This is a genomic window from Mycolicibacterium hippocampi, assembly GCF_010723735.1.
GTDB lineage: Bacteria > Actinomycetota > Actinomycetes > Mycobacteriales > Mycobacteriaceae > Mycobacterium > Mycobacterium hippocampi.
In genome coordinates, this window is the sequence record NZ_BLLB01000002.1 from 4,620,558 (window position 1) to 4,642,750 (window position 22,193).

A 22,193-nucleotide genomic window follows, 5' to 3' on the forward strand; every position below is an offset into this window, starting at 1 on the left:
GTGGCATTTTCGTCACGCTCGCGAGGGACGACAACAATGACCGACACCAAATTGGTGGCAACCGCATGGACCAGTGCGGGCGACACGTCACCGGTGCACGTCCCTGCCACCAGTCCGGTACCGATCACCGAACGGGTCGCGGCAATCGCGGCCGCGGGTTACTGCGGCCTCGGTCTGATCGCCGACGATCTGGTCGTCGTACGCGACTCCATCGGCTTCGCAGGTCTGCGTGATCTGCTCGCCGATCACGGGCTCCACCACATCGAGATCGAACTGCTCGAGCGGTGGTGGATCCCCCGCGACACCCCCGGGCACACGCACGAGATCCGCGATCTGCTCTTCGATGCCGCTGACGTCCTCTCCCCCGCGTTCGTCAAGATCGGTTCGGACAACGGACCGCCCGCTCGAGACCCGTTGGCATTCGTCGCGCCGCTGCGTGAGCTGGCCGACCAAGCCGCCGACCACGGCACCCGAGTGGCCATCGAGCCGATGCCGTTCGCCGCGATCTCGACGGTGCCGATCGCCTGCGAGCTCGTCGCTGCCGCAGCTCACCGTCGCGTCGGCCTGATCATCGACGCCTGGCACGTGTTCCGCGCAGGTACCACCCTGGCCGAACTCGACGCCGCGCTGCAGTCAGGGACGATCTTCGGGGTGGAACTCGATGACGCGGCGCCCGGTGTGGTCGGCACGCTCTTCGAGGACACAGTGCAGCGCCGATTGCTCTGCGGTGATGGTTGCTTCGATCTCAAAGGGTTGGTCGAGGTGTTGCGCGACAAGGGGTTCCGCGGGCCGTGGGGCGTGGAGATCCTGTCGGCGAAGTTCCGCAGACTGCCGGTCGCGCAGGCGCTCGAACAGGCCGCCGACTCCACGCTCGCCCAGCTGTAGCGGCCATGCCGCCCAGCGAGGTGTCGAATTTCTTACGTACGGCCACCACCGGTCCACCTCCCCTGGCGCCCGGGTACCCATGAGGCATGATGCGTCGGCTGTTCGTGCTCGTTGTGGTGCTCGTCGTCGTCGGATGCGGCGGCCAAGCCGGGGACTCCGCTCAGTCGTCGACCGAGACGACGGCCGCGTCCACCACGGCGACGACCACCGGCATGCTGCCGGCCGGCGTCCCGACAGAGGGCAACCGCCCACCGGCTGACGATCTCCCGCCAGCGGCCGAGCCGCAGCAGGCGCCGCCGCAGAACGGGCAGGTGCCGGGGCGGATCGTGCCGGTCGGGTCGGCGCCGGAGGGCATCGTCGTCGACGCGGTCACCCGTACCGTCGCCGTCGCCAAACGCAATCCCGACGAACTCGTCCTGATCAACGCCGACACCGGCGAGATCACCGGGCGCACCGCTCTGCCCGGCTACGTCCGCCATCTGCAGCTCGCCGCCCCCGGCGGCCCGGTCCTGGTGCCGGTGGAGAGCGCCGACGCCCTGGTGCGGGTGGAACTTCCTGGCGGACGCGCGGAATCACAGGTGCTGACAGGCACCTTCCCCCACGACGCGTCGCAGGCCCCGAACGGCACCGTGTTCGTCGCCAACGAACTGGGCGGCACGGTCTCCGCGGTACGCGGTGAGGAGATCGTCAAGGTCTTCACCGACAGCGTGCAGCCGGCGGGGCTGGCTCCGGTCGGCTCCGCGATGGGACTGATCGACGTCCGCAAGAACGACCTGACCATCTATGACAGCGACGACCTGACCATCGTCGGGTCAACACCGGCCGGCGAGGGCCCCACGCATCTGGTCGCCGACCGGCACGGCCGGATGATCGCCACCGACACCCGCGGCGACGCCATCAGGGTCTTCGATACCCAGCCGCGTCAGGTCGCCGAAACCGCCCACCCCGGAGGGCCTTACGGCATCACCTATGACCCCACCCGGGACCGGTTGTGGGTGGCGTCCTCCGGCATTAACGAGGTGATCGGATACGACATGACCGATCCGATGCCCCGCGAGGTCCAGCGGATCCCCACCGTGCAGAACCCCTACACCGTGGGGGTGGACGCGACCACAGGACGGCTGTTCATCGCCGGTGTCACCGCCGGCGTGGTGCAGATCGTCGACCCGGACTGACGCTGACGTCACGGTCGCCGAGCGCGAGCGTGCGCATTTGCACACGACACACCGAGTGCCGACGTGCAAACACGCACGCTCGCGGGGAAAAGTGATCAGAGGATGTAGAGCATCTCCTGGTAGGTCGGCAGCGGCCACAGATCGTCGGCGACAAGGCCTTCCAACGCGTCGGCCGCCTCACGCACTGCGTCCATCAACGGCAGCAGGCTCTGCGCATGGGCAGCTTCCTCGCGGGCCGAGTCGCCACCGTGCACACCCATCGCCGTCTTGAGCGCGCTCAACGCGCTCGTCAGCTCCGAGATGGGCGCGGAGACCGTCGACAGCAGCGTCATGTCCGGCTCCAGGCCGGCCGCCTTCAGCGTCGCCGCGTTCTGCGCGAGCTCGGTCTGGTAGCGGATCGCCGCAGGCAGAATCACGGTCGAGCCCACCTCCAGCGTCAGCTTGGCCTCAACGGCCACCGTCAGCGCGTACATCTCATAACGGACCTCGACCCGGCTCTCCAGCTCGCGCGCGCTGAAGACATTGAACTTCTCGAACACCTCGATCGCTTCGGGCTTCACCAGCTCCGGAATGCAGTCGATGGTGGTCTTGAGGTTCGGCAGCCCACGCTCGGCGGCCTCGATCTGCCAGTTCTCGGAGTAACCGTCGCCGTTGAACACGACGGCGCCGTGCTCGGTGATGATCTCGGTGAGCAACTGCTGCACTGCGGTGTCGAAGTCTTCGCCCTCGCCGACCGCCTTCTCGAGCCAGGTCGCCATGTAGTCGAGCGAATCGGCCATGATCGTGTTCAGGATGATCATCGGCACGTTGATCGTCTGCCCGGAGCCCGGCGCGCGGAACTCGAAGCGATTGCCTGTGAAGGCGAATGGGCTGGTGCGGTTCCGGTCACCCGGATCGGTCGGCAGCACCGGTAGGGTGTCGCAACCGATGATCATGCTGCCCTTGCCCTTGGAGGAGGTGGCCGCACCCTTGGCGATCTGCTCGAAGACGTCGGCCAGCTGGTCGCCGAGGAAGATCGAGATGATGGCCGGCGGGGCCTCGTTGGCGCCGAGGCGGTGATCGTTGGTGGCCGAAGCCACCGACACCCGCAGCAGGCCGGCGAACTTGTGAACGGCGCGGATGACGGCCGCGCAGAACACCAGGAACTGGGCGTTCTCGTGCGGGGTGTCACCGGGCACCAACAGGCTGCCGAACTGAGCATTGCCGAGTGAGAAGTTGACGTGCTTGCCCGATCCGTTGACGCCGGCGAACGGCTTCTCGTGGAACAGGCACTCCATGCCGTGCTTCTTGGCGATGTTCTTGAACGTGGTCATCAACAGCTGCTGATGGTCGGCGGCGATGTTGGCCCGTTCGAACATCGGGGCGATCTCGAACTGCCCGGGGGCGACCTCGTTGTGCCGGGTCTTGGCCGGGATGCCGAGCTTGAACAGCTCACGCTCGGTGTCCATCATGAACGCCAGCACCCGGTCCGGGATGGCGCCGAAGTAGTGGTCGTCGAACTCCTGGCCCTTGGGCGGCTTGGAGCCGAACAGGGTCCGTCCCGCATTGATCAGGTCCGGGCGGGCGAGGAAGAAGTGCCGGTCGACCAGAAAGTACTCCTGCTCGGGCCCGCAGAAGGACACGATGTTGTCAAAATCGCTGTGCCCGAACAGCTTCAGGATGCGCTCGGCCTGTGCGCCCATGGCCTGCTGGCTGCGCAGCAGCGGCGTCTTGTAATCCAACGCCTCGCCGGTCATCGAGACGAACACCGTCGGGATGCAGAGCGTGTTTCCGTTCGGGTTCTCCAGGATGTACGCCGGGCTGGTGACATCCCAGCCGGTGTAGCCGCGGGCCTCGAAGGTGCTGCGCAGGCCACCGGACGGGAAGCTCGATGCGTCGGGCTCACCCTGGATCAGGGTCTTGCCGGCGAATTCGGCGAGCGTGGTCCCGTCGCCCACCGGATCGAGGAAGCTGTCGTGCTTCTCAGCGGTCAGCCCCGTCATCGGGTAGAAAACGTGAGCGTAGTGGGTGGCCCCCCTCGACAGCGCCCAGTCCTTCATCACCGAGGCGACCGAGTCGGCGATCGCCGGATCCAGCTTGGCGCCCTTTTCCATCGTCGCGACCATGGACTTGTAGACCGACTTGGGCAGCCGCAACCGCATCTCGGCCAGCGTGAAGACGTTGGTACCGAAGATCTCGCCGGGGGCCTCGCCTGGATCGAAACTGATGGGGGGAGGCACATACGCCTCGACGCTGTTGATCGCCTGCAGGCGTACCGCATTTCCGCTCAATGGACTTCCTATCACCGCTGGTGTCCGCAAGGGGCTTGACGGACAGTTGACCGGCCCACAGTAGGGAGGCCGCGTTCCGGGATTGTTACGTCAGCGTCAACGGGGTGATTCGGTCGTCACGGTCGCCGCCGTGCTTGCTTCCGGCTTGCGGCCGCGGAGCCCGCGAGGGCAGCGCCTACGCTGGTTTCATGGGTCTACGGCTGCGCAGGGGGCGGGGGGTCACCCGTGACATCGAGGCGGATTACGACGAGCGCACGACGGTGGTCACCGGCCGGGAGCACGAAGCGGCCGGAGTCAGGGCCGTGCTGGTGTCGCTGCAGCGTGGGCTCGAGTCCATGGGCCCGCTGCGGACGGCGCTGTCGCTGGTCAGGCTGAACCAGCGCAAGGGCTTCGACTGCCCCGGCTGTGCGTGGCCGGAGGAGCCCGGCGGCCGCAAGTTCGCCGAATTCTGCGAGAACGGCGCCAAGGCCGTCGCCGAGGAGGCCACCAAGCGTGTCGTCACGCCCGAATTCTTCGCCCGGCACTCGATCGCCGATCTGGAAGGCCGCCCGGAGTACTGGCTGAGCCAGCAGGGCAGGCTCACCCACCCGGTGGTGCTACGCCCCGGTGACGACCACTATCGGGAGATCGGCTGGCCCGAGGCGTTCCGGTTGATCGCCGACGAGCTGCGCGCGCTGGACGATCCGAACGAGGCGGTGTTCTACACCTCCGGTCGCACCAGCAACGAGGCGGCATTTCTCTACCAGCTGCTGGTGCGCAGCTTCGGCACGAACAACCTGCCGGACTGTTCGAACATGTGCCACGAATCCTCGGGAGCCTCGCTGGTCGAGTCGATCGGCATCGGCAAGGGGTCGGTGACCGTGGAAGACGTGGCGGGCGCGGACCTCATCGTGATCGCCGGACAGAACCCGGGCACCAACCATCCGCGGATGCTCTCGGTGCTGGAGAAGGCGAAAGCCAACGGCGCGAAGATCATCGCGGTGAATCCGCTGCCCGAGGCCGGCCTGATCCGGTTCAAGGACCCGCAGAAAGTCCACGGCGTGGTCGGCCAGGGCGTCGCGATCGCCGACGAGTTCGTCCAGATCCGACTGGGCGGCGACATGGCGTTGTTCGCCGGGGTGGCCCGCCTGCTGTTGGAAGCCGATGACCGCAGCCCGGGAAGCGTCGTCGACCGCGACTTCATCGACAACTACTGCGCCGGCTTCGACGAGTACGCAGCGCAGGCGCGCGCGGTGGACATCGACACCGTCCTGGAGGCCACCGGCATCTCGCGTACCCAGCTGGAACGGGTGGCCGCGATGTTCGTCGCATCAGAGCGCACCGTGGCGTGCTGGGCGATGGGCCTGACTCAGCACCGGCACGCGGTGTCGATGATCTCCGAGATCAGCAACGTGCTGCTGATGCGCGGCATGATCGGCAAACCCGGAGCGGGCCTGTGCCCGGTGCGCGGGCATTCGAATGTGCAGGGCGACCGCACGATGGGCATCTGGGAGAAGATGCCCGAGACGTTCCTGGCCGCGTTGGACGCCCACTTCGGGATCACCAGCCCACGTGAGCACGGTGTGGACACCGTCGACGCGATCCGGGCCATGCGCGACGGCCGGGCCAAGGTCTTCATGGGCATGGGGGGCAACTTCGCGCTCGCGACGCCGGACACCACCGTCACCGAGGCGGCACTGCGGGCCTGCGCACTGACCGTGCAGGTGTCCACGAAGCTGAACCGCAGCCACGTCGTGCACGGACGGACGGCACTCATCCTGCCGTCGCTCGGCCGGACCGACCGCGATGTGCAGAACGGCGTGAAACAACAGGTCTCGGTTGAGGATTCGATGTCGATGGTGCATCTGTCCCGCGGTAGCCTGCACCCGCCAGGAGAGCAGGTGCGCAGCGAGGTGGCGATCGTCTGCCAGCTCGCGCGGGAACTGCTCGGGCCCGGGCATCCGGTGCCGTGGGAGCGGTTCAACAACGACTACGACGCCATCCGCGACGCCATCGCCGCGGTGGTCCCGGGCTGCGGCGACTACAACGCCAAGGTGCGGGCACCCGACGGCTTCCAGCTGCCCCACGGCCCCCGCGATTCACGCGAATTCCCCACCAGCACAGGGAAAGCCAACTTCGCGATCAACCCGCTCGAATGGGTGCCGGTCCCCCCAGGCCGGTTGGTCCTGCAGACCCTACGCAGTCACGACCAGTACAACACCACGATCTACGGCCTGTCCGACCGCTACCGCGGCGTGGAGGGCGGCCGTCGGGTGGTGTTCGTCAACCCGGCCGACATCGCCTCGTTCGGGCTCGCCGACGGCGACCGGGTGGACCTGGTGTCGGAATTCACCGCTGGCGGCGAGTTGCAGGAGCGTCGCGCCAAGGACTTCCGGGTGGTGCCGTATTCGACGCCGGTCGGCAACGCCGCGGCCTACTATCCCGAGACGAACTCCCTGGTCGCCCTCGACCACGTCGCCGCCAGGTCGAACACCCCGGTGTCGAAAGCCGTCGTCATCCGGCTCGAAAAGGCTAGCGCCCCAGCCGATCTGGTAAGTGGATCATCATGGGGCGAGTGACGGCACGCCGGCGGGTGCGGCACGTGACGGCCCAGGACGCCGTGGCCCGGCCGGAGACGCTGGTGGTCGAGGAGCCGTTGGAGATCCGGGTCAACGGTGTGCCGCTGACCGTGACGATGCGTACCCCGGGCTCCGATGTCGAGTTGGCGCAAGGGTTTCTGCTCACCGAGGGCGTGGTGACCCGGCGCGAGGACATCCTGTCGGTGCGGTATTGCCGCGGCGCTCCAGTACCCATCCCCGAGTCGCTTCGCTCCAGCCCGCCGGAAGAAGACGGTCTCAACTCCTACAACGTGCTCGACGTGACGTTGGCGCCGGACGTGCCCGCACCGGACGTCGATCCCACCCGCAACTTCTACACGACGTCGTCGTGCGGTGTCTGTGGGAAAGCGTCGCTGGAGGCGGTGCGCCTGATCAGCAAACACGGCCCCGGCGACGACCCGTCGACGGTGCGCACCGCGACGTTGTCCGCGTTGCCCGGCAAGCTTCGCCAGGCGCAGAAGGTGTTCGCTGCGACGGGAGGTCTGCACGGTGCGGCGCTGTTCGCCACCGACGGCACCCCGCTGGTGGTGCGCGAGGACATCGGCAGGCACAACGCCGTCGACAAGGTCATCGGCTGGGCGCTGGAACAGCGCCGGGTGCCGCTGAGCGGCACCGTGCTGCTGGTCAGCGGGCGGGCGTCTTTCGAGCTCACCCAGAAGGCGGTGATGGCCGGCATCCCGATGCTGGCCGCGGTGTCCGCGCCGTCCTCGCTGGCCGTCGACCTCGCCAGCCAGTCGGGTCTCACGCTGGTGGCCTTCCTCCGGGGTGACTCGATGAACGTCTACACCAGGCCCGACCGCGTGACGAACTGAGCCGGAAACCGGCTCCTACCTGCGTTCTCCATGCGTTCTCCAGGCAACCTCCATGCGTGCCCACCCCCTGATCGCCGAGGATCAAAGGTATGCCGGAGATCCTGATAGCCACGCTGCCGTCGGCCGGCCACGCCGAACCCCTTCGCACCGTCGCCGCGGATCTCGTGGGCCGCGGGAACGATGTCACGGTGGTGACCGGCGCAGCGCACCCGGGTCGCCAGACGGAGGAGTTGCGCACCGCACTCGACGAACGGCACCATGACGCCGTCATCGTGGACCACGGAGTCACCGGAATCAGTCCGCTGCTCGGCGCCGGCCTGCCGCCGGTGCTGTGCTATCTGCCTGCCCCGGTGATGCCGACGTCGCTGCGCGATATCGGAGCGCTCGTCGACCGGTTGATCGTCCCGACAGTCCCGAGCTTCGAGTACCCACACAGCGACCTGCCTGCCGGCGTGCGATTCGTCGGGGTGGTGCGGCCGCGACCGCCGGACGGTTTCGTGGCACCGCCGTGGTGGGGTGAACTCGACGGCACCCGTCCCGTCGTGCACGTCGCCCAGAGCTCCGTCGACGACCGTGACCTGTCGCAGCTCGTCGAACCCACCCTCACAGCGCTCGCAGACAGCGACGTGACGGTGGTCGTCAGCACCGGCGGCCGTGACGTCGGCGCGCTGGGCATCCCGGTACCGGCCAATGCGATCGTCGCCGACCATCTCCCGCACGATCTGCTGCTACCCAAGGTCGACGTCCTGGTGACCGACGGTGACTACACAACGGTTCAGCTTGCGTTGGCGGCGGGGGTGCCCGTCGTCGTCGCGGGCAGAACCGGGTACCGGGCCGAGATCGCGGCGCGGGTGGCGCGCTCGGGCGCCGGGATCAACCTGCAGACGGGCACACCATCACCGGCGGAGGTGGCCGCGGCCGTCCACCGCATCCGCAGCGAGGCGGGTTTCCTGCGCAACGCGCGAACAATGGAGGCAGCGTTCGCCAGACGCGACGGGGTCGCGGAGATCGCAGCTCTGGTCGACGAGGTCATCGGCGACCGCGCGCGGCCGTACGTGACCTAGGCGCTCTTCTCGCGCCGCTCGTTACGCGGTGGCTTGCGCGGCACGATGGTCGGCAGCACGTTGTCTTCGACCGTCTCCTTGGTGACAACCACCTTGGCGACGTCGTCGCGGCTGGGGATGTCGTACATCACCGGCAGCAGGACTTCCTCCATGATCGCGCGCAACCCGCGGGCACCCGTGCCGCGGTGGATCGCCTGATCGGCGATCGCCTCGAGCGCGTCCTCGTTGAACTCCAGCTCCACACCGTCCATGTCGAAGAGCCGGGTGTACTGCTTGACCAACGCGTTCTTCGGCTCCGACAGGATCTTGACGAGCGATTCCTTGTCCAGGTTGGTCACCGACGCCACCACGGGCAGCCGGCCGATGAACTCGGGGATGAGCCCGAACTTGATCAGGTCTTCGGGCATGACCTCGGCGAAGTGGTCCTGGGTGTCGATCTCGGCCTTGGAGTGCACCTCGGCGCCGAAGCCCAGACCGCGCTTACCGACGCGATCGGAGACGATCTTCTCCAGCCCGGCGAACGCGCCCGCCACGATGAACAGCACGTTGGTGGTGTCGATCTGGATGAACTCCTGGTGCGGGTGCTTGCGGCCGCCCTGCGGTGGAACCGAGGCCTGCGTGCCCTCGAGGATCTTCAGCAGCGCCTGCTGCACACCCTCCCCGGAGACGTCGCGGGTGATCGACGGGTTCTCGCTCTTTCGGGCGATCTTGTCGACCTCGTCGATGTAGATGATGCCGGTCTCGGCGCGCTTGACGTCATAGTCGGCGGCCTGGATCAGCTTCAGCAGGATGTTCTCGACATCCTCGCCGACGTAGCCAGCTTCGGTGAGCGCCGTCGCATCCGCGATTGCAAACGGGACATTGAGCATCTTGGCCAGCGTCTGCGCCAGGTAGGTCTTGCCGCAGCCGGTGGGGCCCAGCATCAGGATGTTGGACTTCGACAATTCGACCGGCTCGGCGCGGGAATCCCGCATCTTCTCGCCGGCTTGGATGCGCTTGTAGTGGTTGTAGACGGCCACGGCGAGCGTCCGCTTGGCGGTGTCCTGGCCGATCACGTAGCCCTCGAGGAAGTCGCGGATCTCGACCGGCTTGGGCAGCTCGTCGAGCTTGACGTCGTCAGCGTCGGCGAGCTCCTCCTCGATGATCTCGTTGCACAGGTCGATGCACTCATCGCAGATGTAGACGCCCGGACCCGCGATGAGCTTCTTCACCTGCTTTTGACTCTTGCCGCAGAACGAACACTTGAGCAGGTCACCGCCGTCTCCAATGCGTGCCATGGTGCTGGTGTCCTACTTCCTGTCGGCAGTCGATGATCAAACTGTTCGGTGCGCTGCACCGGGCGTCATCCCGACGCTACCCGCTTGTTCTGGGGCCGTGCGACCGATAAAGCCGAATCGCGCCGGTGGTATTCACGTGTGGTTGCGTCAACATATCGCCTGATGCGCCCCACATGGCGGCGAAGACAACACCGTGTCTCTGGCGTGTCGCCGCCGTTACCGCTCCGGGAGCCGTCCGCAACCGACCGTCCGGGTCCTTGAGCAGTGTTCGAGGGCACTGTTCACGATACCGGCATCGGCACCGGACCCGCCGGTCCCCGTCAGCGGGTCAGCGACGACCGGGTCCTATCGGGCCGGGACCCACTGGACCGGGCCCCACCGGGCCGGGACCGACCGGACCCACCACCCCCCCGACGCCCACTGGGCCGACCGGGCCGACGACCGGGTTCGGGGGGTTCAGATAGACGTTCACGTCGTAGTAGAGGCACTGGGCCGAGTAGACGTCCCAGTACATTCCGACAGGGCAGACCACGTCATCGGCGCCGCTGACCGCGGGTGAGACGATCTGCGACAACACCACGGCGGCCGCCGACGCGGCCAGCGCGACCCTGGCGGCGCCAGGCCGTAACCCAACCATCATCGCTATTCCCCCTGCTGCCGGTGCCACTTTGCAGTCGTCGACGGACGTCACGCCTGCACGGTCAGCCTGCCACGGTCAACGGCTCGGCGACGGACGATCGGCACATTTGCCGTGCACCCGTGCCGACCCGCTGTCGTACTCTGCGACGATGACCTCCCTCGAGGAAGCTTTCGGCCTGGCCCGTGACGACAACGGCCTGGCCGTGGTGTCCACGCTGCGCGCCGACCAGACCATCCAAGCGTCGTTGATCAACGCCGGACCGCTGCCACACCCCGCGACCGGTCGACCGGCACTGGGTTTTGTCACCTACGGCAAGGTCAAACTGGCCAACCTGCGGTCCCGGCCCCAGATCGCGGTGACTTTCCGGCAGGGCTGGCAATGGGCCACCGTCGAGGGGCGAGCCGAACTGGCCGGTCCCGACGATCCGCAGCCCTGGGTGCAGTCCGACGACACCCTGGCGCGCCTGCTGCGCGACATCTTCAAGGCCGCGGGAGGAACCCACGACGACTGGGACGCCTACGACCGCACGATGCGCGAGCAGCGCCGCACCGGTGTGCTCGTCGTCCCCACCCGGGTGTACAGCAACGACTGAACGCCGCTCAGCCCTTCTGGGCCGACAGCTTGCGGTACTCCAGCACGGTGTCGATGATCCCGTAGTCCTTGGCCTGCTCGGCGGTCAGGATCTTGTCACGGTCGGTGTCCTTGCGGATGACCGCCGCGTCCTTGCCGGTGTGGCGCGCGAGGGTCTCCTCCATCAGGGTGCGCATCCGCTCGATCTCGGCGGCCTGGATCTCCAGGTCGGAGAACTGTCCCTGGATGACGCCACCCAGCGACGGCTGGTGGATCAGGATGCGGGCGTTGGGCAGCGCCAGTCGCTTGCCGGGGGTACCGGCGGCGAGCAGCACCGCCGCCGCCGAGGCGGCCTGGCCCAGGCACACCGTCTGGATGTCGGCACGGACGTACTGCATCGTGTCGTAGATCGCCATCAGCGACGTGAACGAACCGCCGGGCGAGTTGATGTACATCGTGATGTCGCGGTCCGGATCCAGCGACTCCAGGACCAGCAACTGGGCCATGATGTCGTTGGCGGACGCGTCGTCGACCTGCACGCCGAGGAAGATGATGCGCTCCTCGAACAGCTTGTTGTACGGGTTGGACTCCTTGACCCCGAAGCTGGAGTGCTCGATGAACGACGGAAGGATGTAGCGCGCCTGGGGCTCAATTGCTCCTCGCGTCCGCAGTGGCTGATTCATAGCACCGCCGTGGGGCTGGGTCATGAGGCACTCCCGTTGAAGTTGACACTGGTGATGATGTGGTCGACGAAGCCGTACTCGAGGGCTTCCTGCGCGGTGAACCAACGGTCGCGGTCCGAGTCAGCCTCGATGCGCTCGATCGTCTGCCCGGTGAACTCGGCGTTCAGCCGGAACATCTCCTTCTTGATCGACGCGAACTGCTCGGCCTGGATCGCGATGTCTGCGGCCCCGCCGGTGATGCCACCCAGTGGCTGATGCATCAGGATGCGAGCGTGCGGCAGCGCATGACGCTTGCCCTTGGTGCCCGCGGCGAGCAGGAACTCGCCCATCGAGGCGGCCATGCCCATCGCATAGGTCGCCACGTCGCACGGTGCGAGCACCATGGTGTCGTAGATCGCCATACCCGCGCTGATGGAGCCGCCGGGCGAGTTGATGTAGAGGTTGATGTCCTTGGTCGGATCCTCGGCAGACAGCAAGAGGATCTGCGCGCACAGCCGATTGGCGATGTCGTCGTCCACCTGCGAGCCGAGGAAGATGATCCGCTCGGACAGCAACCGCTCGTACACCGAGTCGACAAGGTTCAGGCCCGATGAGGCGCCACGCATGTCAGTCACGTCTGAATACCTGCTTTCTTTACGTACTTGCTACGCGGTGACCGGTCTTACGAATGACACTAACCAACGTGCGCCGCCGGGGAGCCCCCAGACGGTGCCCGTTCGCTCAGAGCATCACTTCGAGTCGTCGGCCTCGGGGGTGTCCTCGGCAGTGTCGGCGTCCTCGGCACTGCCCGCCTCATCACTGGTTTCCCCAGCGATTTCCTCAACGTCGTTTTCCACGCTGTCGTTTTCCACGCTGTCGTTTTCCTCAACGTCGTCCGCCGCCTCAACGTCCTCACCGGAGGGACCGAAGAACTCGGTGGTGTCGATCTCGGTGCCGTCGGTGTCGGTGACGGTGGCACCGTGCACCACCGCGGCAACGGTCAGGCCACGGCGGACATCGGCGAACATCGCCGGCAGCTGGTTGTTCTGCTGCAGCATCTGCAGCAGCTGCTGGGGCTCGACGCCGTACTGGCGAGACATCAGCACCAGACGCTCGGTCAGATCGTTCTGGCCGACCTGGATGTCGAGCTTGTCGGCGATGGCGTCCATCAGCAGCTGGGTCTTGATGGCCTTCTCCGCGTTGGTGCGGTTGTCGGCGTCGAACTCTTCGCGGCTGCTGCCCTGCTCCTTGAGCGACTCCTCGAACTTCGCCTCATCATGGTCGAGCCCGTGGATGGCGTTGTGCAGGGTGTCGTCGACCTGGGCCTGGACCACCTTCTCCGGCAGCGGCACCTCGACCTGTTCGAGAAGTTCCTCGATGGCCTTGTCGCGGATCTGCTCGGCCTGCTCGACCCGCTTGCCCCGGGCGACCTGCTCGCTGAGGTTGCTACGCAGTTCCTCCATGGTGTCGAACTCGCTTGCCAACTGCGCGAATTCGTCGTCGAGGTCGGGCAGCTCACGCACCTTGATCGACTTGACGGTGACGCTCACCTGCGCCTCCTGGCCGGCGTGCTCACCGGCGACGAGGGTGGTGGTGAAGTCGCGGCTCTCGCCCTCCTTGAGGCCGATGATCGCCTCGTCCAGGCCGTCGATCAGCTGACCGGAGCCGACCTCGTGGGACAGCCCCTCGGTGGCGGCCTCGGGCACGTCCTCACCGTCGACGGTCGCCGACAGGTCGATCGAGACGAAGTCGCCGTCCTCGGCGGCACGTTCGACACCGGTCAGGGTGCCGAAGCGCTTCTGCAGGTTCTCCAGCTCGGTGGCGACGTCCTCGTCGGTGACGCTGATCGGGTCCACGGTGATCTTCAACGTGGCCAGGTCGGGCAGCTCGATCTCGGGACGGACGTCCACCTCGGCGGTGAACACCAGCTCCTCGTTGTCCTCGAGCTTGGTGATCTCGATCTCGGGCTGGCCGATGGGCTGCAGCGACGACGACGTCACGGCCTCGCTGTAGCGGCCGGGCAATGCGTCGTTGACAACCTGCTCGATCACCGCGCCGCGGCCGACGCGGGCTTCCAGCAGCTTGCGCGGCGCCTTGCCGGGCCGGAAGCCGGGCAGCCGGATCTGCTTGGCCAGCTGCTTGAATGCCTTGTCGATCTCGGGTTCGAGCTCGGTGAAGGGCACCTCCACGTTGATGCGAACCCGGGTCGGGCTCAACTTCTCGACGGTGCTCTTCACGTTTCGTACTCCTCTATTGCCGTTCGGGTGGTGGTACTGGTCGGGGTGACAGGATTTGAACCTGCGGCCTTCCGCTCCCAAAGCGGATGCGCTACCAAGCTGCGCTACACCCCGGTCGTCGCTGGCGTCGCGCAGCGCCGGACCACCGGCGATACTACGGCCTGACCAGACAAAGCCTTCAATTGGATTTGAGTTGGGCGGGGCCGGTACAGTCTGCCGGTACTGTCCTCTATGTGCAGCACATGCGGGCGTAGCTCAATGGTAGAGCCCTAGTCTTCCAAACTAGCTACGCGGGTTCGATTCCCGTCGCCCGCTCCATCAGCTACCAGCTCAAGGTCGGCGAACAGACGTTCGGCGACCGGCCTTGTCCGAATCCCCGTCAGATCTCTGAAGCGGTGAGTAGCGCTGCCGCTGCGTTCTTCGTGGACTTGGGATAATGGCCGTTCATCAGCGCATAGTCCGCGGCGCCAACGTGCAGGACGGTCAGTTGTTCGGCAAGCTCGGCCGGCGACGCGGCCCCGGCAAGAGCCGCCTGCCGAGCAAAGAACCGCGTCAACTGAGCTTTGTGATCCGCAGCGATACGAACCGCGGGGTGATTGGGATCGCGAAGTTCCGTGGCGATGTTGCCGAAGAAGCAACCGGAGAACTCCGGGTTTGAACAGTACTGCGCCTGCCTGTCGAAAACTTCGAGGATCCGCTCGCGGGGAACCGAGTCGTCGTCTTCATCCGGCAAGTTGCCGACTGCCATCTCATCGCAGCTGTCCAGCACCGCGAGAAGCAGATCGTCCTTGGAGCTGAAGTACTTGTACAGCGTCCGCTTCGACATTCCGATCGACGTCGTCAGGCGGTCGATTCCCACGGCGCCGAAACCTTCCCGGTGAAACAACTCGACCGCCGCGTCTATCGCACGCTGCCGAACGTCTTCGGCCGGCATCTGCTCGCCCTCCCACTCGCACCTACGGCGCGTACGACAGTCCTCAACCCCTGCCAGCGCCGACCGCGATCATACACCGATGTATAACGATCTGTTTACCCAGCGGGGTGCGTTGACGCCATGGGGATGCCGTCTACCTCACAAGGGTGGTGACGATATCGACGGGATTGGCCAGGGTGTCCCGGATCGGGGAACGCTTCTGCACGGCGTCGGTGAGTTCCTGGAGTTGCTCGTCGGTCGCGGTGGGCGACTTGGCATGCACCCTGACCCGGATCTGCTGCGCGCCCGGACGCACCGAATCATCCAGATTGAGGAATCCCCGCAGGTCGAAATCGACCTCCAACTCCAGTCTCAACGAGGACAACTCGATTCCTCGCACGGCGGCGTTGGTGGCGTAGGTGACCGCGTAACAGCCGGCCAGCGCCTGCAGCACGTATTCCCCCGGGTTCGCGGCCTTGTCGGTACCAAGCAGCGCCGCCGGCTCGTCGGATTCCAGGACGTAGCGAGATGCCCGGCCGGCGACGATCTCACCGTTCTGTCGCATCGCGCCGGTCTGCGAGCGCTGGTGACACCCGGACAACCAGGCCGAACCCAGGGTGAAGCTCACCTGAGCCAGTCCCGGAGTGTCTTTCACCGCAATCATGGTCGCCGAAAGTGCTTCCTGGTCAACGCCGTTGAGGGAGGTGGTGGTCATGGTCTGCTCACCGTCGGGTAGCGGTCGGGTAATCGGTGTAGCCGCGGGGGTAGCCGGCGACGTCGGAGCCGTAGACACTTGGCAAATCCACCTCGGTGAGCGCGAGGTCGTCGAACAGCCGTGTCGGCAGGTCCGGGTTGGCGATGAAAGGCCGGCCGAAGGCTGCCGCATCGATGAAGCCTTCGGCGATCATCTCCTCAGCCTTCGCGACGGTGTAGTTTCCCGCTCCGATGATGATCCCGGAGAAGACTTTTCGCAGCGCGGCACGAAAGTCGGAGTCGAGTTCCGGCCCGTCGGCCCAGTCCGGCTCGCACAGATGCAGGTAGCCAAGTGCGCGCTCCTGAAGCGCTGCGGCCAGGTACAACCCCATGTCCATGCCATCGGCGTCGTCGAGTCCCCCGAACTTGATCATCGGTGACAGCCTGACTCCCACGTGGGCTGCATCCCATTCATCGATGACCGCGTCGACCACCTCGAGCGGCAGCCGTGCCCGGTTCTCCAGCGAGCCCCCGTACTGATCGGTGCGCTGGTTCGAGGTGACCGCCATGAACTGCTGGAGCAGGTACCCGTTGGCACCGTGGATTTCGACCATGTCGAATCCGGCAGCACGCGCATTGCGGGCTGCACGACGGAAGTCGTCGATCAGCTCGGGGATCTCGCTGACCTCCAGCGCCCTCGGCGTCGGACACTGGGCTGTGTAGCGCTCGCCGTCGGCGCGCTTGAGCGTGACCGTGCCGTCGAAGTCGATCGCACTCGCCGAGACACCCGGCTTGCCACCCTGGAGCGTTTCATGGGTGAGGCGTCCGACGTGCCAGAGTTGTATCGCGATTCGCCCGCCCGCCTCGTGAACGGCATCGGTGATCTTGCGCCAGCCCGCAACCTGAGGGTCGCTGTAGATGCCGGGGGTGTCCGCATAACCCTTGCCCTCCGGCGAGATCGGGGCGCCCTCGGTCACGATCAGTCCCGCACCGGCGCGCTGCGTGTAGTACTCCACCATCAAGTCGGTTGGCACATCACCCGGCGACGCCGCCCGCATTCTGGTCATGGGCGCCATGAAGACCCGGTGCGGCGCCACGAAGGCGGGCAGTTCGAGGGGTTTGGAGATGAGCTTGGTCATGCCTTTCCTTTCCTAGGAGTCGCTGTCACCGTCCCCTGTTGCGCGCAGCGACCGCCGGAGGCTGCGCCCGCCAACCAGCCACAATGGAACGTGTTGTACGACAACGACACTCGTTGCGTTTCGATGAGGGAACCCGCCATCCGCGCGCTCCGCCGGCAAGAGTAACACACCCGGAAACAGATCTGTTTCCTCCTGGCGAAAATTTCTGGATCCGCCCCCAACCAACCCTCACCGGCGACCCCCTCGGCCAAATCCGAGGATTCGGCGAGGTGCCGCTCGGGTAGTCGGCAACCGGACGACGGAGTCCTTGATGAGGCAGGCACCTCCACCACCGAAAACGCCGGTTCGGACCAAGGGAAACGACATGGCAGAGCCCGAACACTCCGCACCCGAACCCGTGGCCGTCTCCGACGACGAACGGTCAGGTCCGAAGTCCTCCAAGGCGACCAGAACCGCGCTTCTGGGCGCGATGTTCCTGATGGCGACCAGCGCGGTCGGCCCCGGATTCATCACCCAGACCACCGACTTCACCGTCAGACTCGGCGCGGCCTTCGCGTTCGCGATCGTCGCCTCGATCATCATCGACTTCGCCGTCCAGCTGAACGTGTGGCGGGTCATCGGGGTCTCCGGGATCCGGGCCCACGAACTGGGCAACAAGGTGCTCCCCGGTGTCGGGTACGCGCTCGCCGCCCTGGTGGTGGTGGGTGGGCTGGTGTTCAACATCGGCAACACCAGCGGCGCCGGCCTCGGCACGGACGCGATGTTCGGCCTCGACCCACGCATCGGCGGTGCGGTCTCGGCGCTCATCGCCATCGGGGTGTTCCTGAGCAAGCGGGCCGGCGTCGGACTCGATCGGATCGTGGTGGTGCTCGGGGCCGGGATGATCCTCATGACCGCCTACACCGCGATCGTGTCGCGGCCACCGCTCGGTGAGGCGCTGCGTAACGCGGTGCTGCCCGAGTCGGTCAACTTCCTGGCGATCACGACGATCGTCGGCGGCACGGTGGGCGGCTACATCACCTACGCCGGCGCGCATCGCCTCCTCGACACCGGGGTGACCGGGCCGGAGAACGTCGGCCGGATCACCAGCACCTCGCTCTACGGAATCATCGTCACCGGCGTCATGCGCACGCTGTTGTTCCTCGCGATCCTCGGGGTGACCGTCGGCGGGGCCGTCCTCGCCGACGACAACCCCACCGCGTCGGCGTTCGAAGCCGCACTCGGCACCGCCGGCGGGGTGTTCTTCGGCGTCATCCTGTGGGCCGCCTCGATCACCTCGGTGATCGGTGCCGCGTACACGTCGGTGTCGTTCCTCACCACGTCGAAAACCACGCGCCGCCGGCAGAACATCCTGACGGTGGGCTTCATCGCGCTCAGCGCCGCGTTGTTCGTCGTCCTCGGCGCCGCGCCGGTGACGCTGCTGATCTTCGCCGGCGCCTTCAACGGCCTGATCCTGCCCATCGGGTTCACCGTGGTGGTGTGGGTGGCCTGGAGGCGCCGCGACCTGATGCACGGCTACCAGTACCCGATGTGGCTCAAGCTGGTGGCGCTCGCCGTGTGGCTGCTGACGCTGTACCTCGGGTGGATGTCGCTGAGCGGCCTCGCCGAGCTGTGGAGTTGAGCCGACCGGCCGAGGAGCGCAGATGAATTTCCACACCGCCCCTGCGGACACGGCCGCCATCTCCCCCTCGGAAGCCCGGCGCCGGTTCCGGGACGGCCTGGTGACCCCGACGGCCGGATGGGCGGCCGGCTACGCGCAGGCCAACCTGATCGCCGTGCCCCGCGAGTACGCCTTCGACCTGATGCTGTTCACCCAGCGCAACCCGAAGCCGTGTCCGGTGCTGGAGGTGCTCGAACCCGGCGAGTTTTCCGGCCCGCTGCTCGCCGACGGCGATGTACGCACCGACATTCCGGCCTATCGCATCTACGTCGCCGGCGAGCTGGTGGCCGAGACGTCGGATGCCTCCGATCACTGGACCGACGACCTGGTCGCGTTCCTCATCGGCTGCAGCTTCAGTTTCGAAGCGGCGCTGCAGGAGTCGGGCGTTCCGGTGCGCCACGTCGACGCGGGCACCAATGTGCCGATGTACCGCACCAACCGCAGGTGCCGGCCGGCGGGGCAGATCAGTGGCCCGCTGGTGGTGTCGATGCGGCCGATACCGGCGCCGCAGGTCGCCGATGCGGTACGCATCACGTCCCGTTATCCGTCGGTGCACGGCGCCCCGGTGCACGTCGGTGATCCCGCCGCGCTGGGCATCACCGACCTGTCCGCACCGGATTTCGGCGACGCCGTGACCGTCGGCCCGGATGACATCCCGGTGTTCTGGGCGTGCGGGGTCACCCCGCAAACCGCCGTCATGCAGTCACGTCCGCCGCTGGCGATCGGTCACGCGCCCGGGCACATGTTGATCACCGACCTGCGGGACAGCGCACTGCAGGTGCCGTGAGCGCGGTTCCCCGGCACTGGTTCCGGGATCTCCACACGATCTCCATGTGAACTCCAAGCCCGCGCAGGCGGTGTGCAAGACGCTGGTGGGCATGAACGAATACACCGAAACCCTGCCCAGGCCCTACTGCCCGCCCGACACCGCGGCAACCCCCGCCGAGCCGGTGTTCATCAGTGTCACCGAAGTGCTGCTCGGCAGCGCCGCGGCCTGCTCGACCGTGGACGCCCGTCGGGTCGGCGCGCTGCACAACTGGTGGACGAGCCGCGCTGAACGACGGGATCGTCGACGACGGATGGCGCGACGCCGGCCGGACTACTTCGAGCACGCGGCGATGGCCAGGGAGATGCACCGCTTGTGACCCGAGCCAAAATCACGCCCGCGTGCAGATCCAGCAAATTACGAATGCATAACTATTTCTGACTGCTGCGGTTCAGTAGGTCTTCTCGTCCATCGCCAGGAACACGGAAAATCCCAGCAACAGCGTGATAAGTACGACGGCATAGGTCATCATGGGCTCCGGGGTTCTGCGCTCGAGGTTCGAACTGCGAACACGAGTCTAACCAATGTTGACACCCCTGACAATTACTGTGACCTATTCCAGCAACGACAACGCCATCCGGTAACACGATCCTGGCCTCCCCGCCGGGGGTGGCGCCCTCCGATCAGCGGGGTGACGTCGCAGCTGTCGGTACGCTGTGAGCCATGGAAGGCGCATTGCTCGTTTTGATCCTGCTGGTCGTCGCGGCGATCGGGGCAGGCGTCTACGCGACCGCCAACGCCTCGAAGAAGCGCAGCGCAGCATCACTGGCCGACGCGAAGGCCGACGCCCGCCGCGTCATCGAACGGCTGGGTGGGCAGGTGTTCGCCCTCTCCGGCACCGACGACGCCTCCAAGCAGGCCCTGGCCGACGCTTCCGAGCGCTACACCGCGGCGTCCTCCCAGATCGACCAGGCCACCACAGGGCGCCAGGCCGAACTGGCCAAGGAGAGCGCGATGGAAGGGCTCTACTACGTGCGGGCGGCGCGCATCGCGATGGACATGGACCCGGGGCCTGAGCTGGAGTCGCTGTCAGGTCAGCGGACGGCCGGTACCGTCACCGAGGACCGCCGCGTGCAGTTCGAGGGACGCGAGATCGAGGCGTCACCGGTCCCCTCGCAGCGCACCCCCAACTATTACCCGGGCGGCCGGGTCGCGGGTCGCCCGGTACCGGCAGGCTGGTACTCCGAACCGTGGTGGAAGCCCGCGCTGGTCGCGGGCGCGTGGGGCATGGGCTCGGTGCTTCTGTTCAGTGCGTTGTTCTCCGGGATGGGCGGCGTCGGCTACGACGCCCAGGCGTTCGAGAACGGCTACGGGGACGGATACGGCGACGGCCTCGCCGCCGGCCAGGACGGTGGCGGCTTCGACGGCGGCGACACCGGTGGCGGCTGGGACTCCGGCGGAGGCGATTGGGGCGGCAGCGACTTCGGCGGCGACTTCGGCGGTTTCTAGCCGTGCCTCAGCTCTGACAGCCGGGGCACCAGAACAGGTTGCGCCCCTCCAACACCGTGGTCCGGATGCCCGTCCCACACACCCGGCACGGATCCAAGGCGCGGCGGTAGACGTATGTTCGCGGCCGGCCCTGCCGGTATGACGGTGCGCCGCGGTCGTGTTCGGGTCGCACGACGATGATCTTTCCTCTGCGAACTCCGACCTTCATCAGCGCGACGAGGTCGGTCCACATCGCGTCGAATTCGTCGGCGGTGATCGTCGTACCGGGGCGCAGCGGGTCGATCCGGTGGCGGTAGAGCAGCTCACTCCGGTACACGTTGCCCACCCCGGCCATCACTGCCTGATCCATCAGCAGCGCCCCGATGGGCCTGCGGGACTTGGTGATTCGTCGCCATGCAAGCTGCGGGTCGGCGTCGGCGCGCAACGGGTCGGGTCCCAGCTTGGCGACCACGTCGACGACCTCGGGTTCCTCGATCACCTCGCAGACCGTCGGGCCCCGTAGGTCGGTGCCGTACTCGGTGCCCAGCATCCGCATGCGCACCTGCCCGACGGGTAACGGCAGTGGCACGGGCTTTTCGGTGAACGTCCCGTACAGCCCCAGGTGCACATGCACCACCCGACCGCCCTCGTAGTGGTGGAACAGATGCTTGCCCCAGGCGGTGGCCTTCTTCAGCACCCGGCCGCTCACCATCGCAGCGCCGCCTTCGAAACGCCCCTGCGGGCTCGAGACCACCACCGGCGCACGGCCGAAACGACGCTGATGCTGCCGGGCAAGCCGGTGCAGCGTGTGCCCCTCGGGCATCGGTCAGGCGCCGGGCACCGGGGGCGCGACGTGGGTGGTCTCGTAGTCGGCGAGGATGTCGATGCGCCGTTGGTGGCGCGGGGCCTGCGACCACTTGGTGGTCAGAAAGGCGTCGACGATCGCCAGTGCCTCCTCGGTGGTGTGCATGCGGCCACCGATGCCGATCAGCTGGGCGTTGTTGTGCTCGCGGGCCAGCGATGCCGTCGTGGTGCTCCAGGCCAGCGCGCAGCGGGCACCCGGCACCTTGTTGGCCGCGATCTGCTCGCCGTTTCCGGAGCCGCCGAGCACGATGCCCAGGCTGCCCGGGTCGGCCACCGTCTGCTGTGCGGCCGCGATGCAGAACGCCGGGTAGTCGTCGTCGGCGTCGTAGTCGAACGCGCCGCAGTCGACTGGTTCGTGCCCCGATTGCTTGAGGTGCTCGATGACGGCCTGCTTGAGCTCGTATCCGGCGTGGTCGGCCCCGAGGTAGACGCGCATGCGGACACCCTACATTTGTCCCCTGCTCCGCGAACGCGCGCGTTT

21 protein-coding genes and 2 tRNA genes are annotated in these 22,193 nt (G+C 66.8%); 11 read left to right on the forward strand and 12 right to left on the reverse strand.

From position 1 onward, the window contains the following. The first annotated feature begins 36 nt into the window (after positions 1–36). Positions 37–885, forward strand: coding sequence for a sugar phosphate isomerase/epimerase family protein (locus G6N53_RS23180; RefSeq protein WP_163892717.1), 849 nt, complete (start codon positions 37–39; stop codon positions 883–885). 86 nt (positions 886–971) lie between these two features. Next, entirely contained in the window at positions 972–2,060 is a 1,089-nt protein-coding gene (locus G6N53_RS23185) for an NHL repeat-containing protein (protein ID WP_163892720.1), read from the forward strand. A 95-nt stretch (positions 2,061–2,155) separates the two neighbouring features. Here the strand turns inward: G6N53_RS23185 and G6N53_RS23190 are convergent, their stop codons facing one another. Further along, positions 2,156–4,330 (reverse strand): glutamine synthetase III family protein, encoded by a 2,175-nt coding sequence (locus G6N53_RS23190; RefSeq protein ID WP_163892723.1) that lies wholly within the window; start codon positions 4,328–4,330, stop codon positions 2,156–2,158. Positions 4,331–4,518: 188 nt separating this feature from the next. Between G6N53_RS23190 and G6N53_RS23195 the strand changes: the two genes are divergently transcribed. The 3 genes from G6N53_RS23195 (at position 4,519) to G6N53_RS23205 (ending at position 8,803) form a co-directional block, all read left to right on the forward strand. Continuing rightward, on the forward strand, positions 4,519–6,888 hold the full coding sequence (locus G6N53_RS23195; RefSeq protein ID WP_163892727.1) for an FdhF/YdeP family oxidoreductase: 2,370 nt from the start codon (positions 4,519–4,521) through the stop codon (positions 6,886–6,888). Continuing rightward, positions 6,876–7,739 carry a formate dehydrogenase accessory sulfurtransferase FdhD gene (gene fdhD / locus G6N53_RS23200; protein WP_163892730.1) on the forward strand — a complete coding sequence of 288 codons (864 nt, stop codon included), beginning with the start codon at positions 6,876–6,878 and terminating at the stop codon, positions 7,737–7,739. The genes G6N53_RS23195 and fdhD overlap by 13 nt, the downstream gene beginning before the upstream one ends. A gap of 89 nt (positions 7,740–7,828) precedes the next feature. Then, the gene (locus G6N53_RS23205; RefSeq protein ID WP_163892733.1) at positions 7,829–8,803 is read left to right on the forward strand and encodes a glycosyltransferase; all 975 of its coding nucleotides are present in this window, start codon (positions 7,829–7,831) and stop codon (positions 8,801–8,803) included. Here G6N53_RS23205 and clpX read toward each other — a convergent pair. Both clpX and G6N53_RS23215 read right to left on the reverse strand, forming a co-directional pair. After that, complete coding sequence (gene clpX, locus G6N53_RS23210) at positions 8,800–10,080, reverse strand: ATP-dependent Clp protease ATP-binding subunit ClpX (RefSeq protein WP_163892736.1); 1,281 nt, start codon at positions 10,078–10,080, stop codon at positions 8,800–8,802. The genes G6N53_RS23205 and clpX overlap by 4 nt on opposite strands. 328 nt (positions 10,081–10,408) lie before the next feature. Next, positions 10,409–10,771, reverse strand: a complete 363-nt coding sequence (locus tag G6N53_RS23215) for a hypothetical protein (protein ID WP_163886480.1) — start codon at positions 10,769–10,771, stop codon at positions 10,409–10,411. A 97-nt stretch (positions 10,772–10,868) separates the two neighbouring features. Here G6N53_RS23215 and G6N53_RS23220 point away from each other — a divergent pair, with 97 nt between their 5' ends. Then, complete coding sequence (locus tag G6N53_RS23220) at positions 10,869–11,312, forward strand: TIGR03618 family F420-dependent PPOX class oxidoreductase (protein WP_163892739.1); 444 nt, start codon at positions 10,869–10,871, stop codon at positions 11,310–11,312. 7 nt (positions 11,313–11,319) lie between these two features. On the opposite strand, the gene clpP2 is transcribed toward G6N53_RS23220, so the two are convergent. The 4 genes from clpP2 to G6N53_RS23240 form a co-directional block, all read right to left on the reverse strand. Next, positions 11,320–11,973: an ATP-dependent CLP protease proteolytic subunit ClpP2 gene (clpP2, locus tag G6N53_RS23225; RefSeq protein WP_163892753.1), complete on the reverse strand. Its 654-nt coding sequence runs from the start codon at positions 11,971–11,973 to the stop codon at positions 11,320–11,322. A 20-nt stretch (positions 11,974–11,993) separates the two neighbouring features. Then, positions 11,994–12,578: an ATP-dependent Clp protease proteolytic subunit gene (locus G6N53_RS23230; RefSeq protein ID WP_163896288.1), complete on the reverse strand. Its 585-nt coding sequence runs from the start codon at positions 12,576–12,578 to the stop codon at positions 11,994–11,996. Between the two features lie 123 nt (positions 12,579–12,701). Further along, the gene (tig, locus tag G6N53_RS23235) at positions 12,702–14,189 is read right to left on the reverse strand and encodes a trigger factor (RefSeq protein WP_163892758.1); all 1,488 of its coding nucleotides are present in this window, start codon (positions 14,187–14,189) and stop codon (positions 12,702–12,704) included. A gap of 37 nt (positions 14,190–14,226) precedes the next feature. Next, positions 14,227–14,303, reverse strand: a tRNA-Pro gene (locus G6N53_RS23240). Positions 14,304–14,433: 130 nt separating this feature from the next. Here G6N53_RS23240 and G6N53_RS23245 point away from each other — a divergent pair. Next, positions 14,434–14,507, forward strand: a tRNA-Gly gene (locus G6N53_RS23245). A gap of 61 nt (positions 14,508–14,568) precedes the next feature. Here G6N53_RS23245 and G6N53_RS23250 read toward each other — a convergent pair. From G6N53_RS23250 to G6N53_RS23260, 3 genes are all read right to left on the reverse strand, one after another. After that, positions 14,569–15,123, reverse strand: coding sequence for a TetR/AcrR family transcriptional regulator (locus tag G6N53_RS23250; RefSeq protein ID WP_163892761.1), 555 nt, complete (start codon positions 15,121–15,123; stop codon positions 14,569–14,571). A gap of 133 nt (positions 15,124–15,256) precedes the next feature. After that, complete coding sequence (locus G6N53_RS23255; protein ID WP_163892764.1) at positions 15,257–15,817, reverse strand: OsmC family protein; 561 nt, start codon at positions 15,815–15,817, stop codon at positions 15,257–15,259. A gap of 7 nt (positions 15,818–15,824) precedes the next feature. Beyond that, positions 15,825–16,934, reverse strand: a complete 1,110-nt coding sequence (locus tag G6N53_RS23260; protein WP_163892767.1) for an alkene reductase — start codon at positions 16,932–16,934, stop codon at positions 15,825–15,827. A gap of 364 nt (positions 16,935–17,298) precedes the next feature. Here G6N53_RS23260 and G6N53_RS23265 point away from each other — a divergent pair, with 364 nt between their 5' ends. The 4 genes from G6N53_RS23265 to G6N53_RS23280 all read left to right on the forward strand — a co-directional run bounded on the left by G6N53_RS23265 (position 17,299) and on the right by G6N53_RS23280 (position 20,869). Then, positions 17,299–18,555, forward strand: a complete 1,257-nt coding sequence (locus G6N53_RS23265) for an NRAMP family divalent metal transporter (protein ID WP_163892771.1) — start codon at positions 17,299–17,301, stop codon at positions 18,553–18,555. A gap of 22 nt (positions 18,556–18,577) precedes the next feature. Then, positions 18,578–19,381 (forward strand): putative hydro-lyase, encoded by an 804-nt coding sequence (locus tag G6N53_RS23270; RefSeq protein ID WP_163892774.1) that lies wholly within the window; start codon positions 18,578–18,580, stop codon positions 19,379–19,381. A 46-nt stretch (positions 19,382–19,427) separates the two neighbouring features. Further along, a complete protein-coding gene (locus tag G6N53_RS23275; RefSeq protein WP_163892777.1) occupies positions 19,428–19,739 on the forward strand; it encodes a hypothetical protein in 312 nt (103 codons plus the stop codon). A 344-nt stretch (positions 19,740–20,083) separates the two neighbouring features. Beyond that, positions 20,084–20,869, forward strand: a complete 786-nt coding sequence (locus G6N53_RS23280; RefSeq protein WP_163892779.1) for a DUF1542 domain-containing protein — start codon at positions 20,084–20,086, stop codon at positions 20,867–20,869. Positions 20,870–20,876: 7 nt separating this feature from the next. Here the strand turns inward: G6N53_RS23280 and G6N53_RS23285 are convergent, their stop codons facing one another. Both G6N53_RS23285 and G6N53_RS23290 read right to left on the reverse strand, forming a co-directional pair. Next, positions 20,877–21,671 carry an Fpg/Nei family DNA glycosylase gene (locus G6N53_RS23285; protein ID WP_163892783.1) on the reverse strand — a complete coding sequence of 265 codons (795 nt, stop codon included), beginning with the start codon at positions 21,669–21,671 and terminating at the stop codon, positions 20,877–20,879. 3 nt (positions 21,672–21,674) lie between these two features. Then, entirely contained in the window at positions 21,675–22,148 is a 474-nt protein-coding gene (locus G6N53_RS23290) for a ribose-5-phosphate isomerase (protein WP_163892786.1), read from the reverse strand. Between the last annotated feature and the right edge of the window lie 45 nt (positions 22,149–22,193).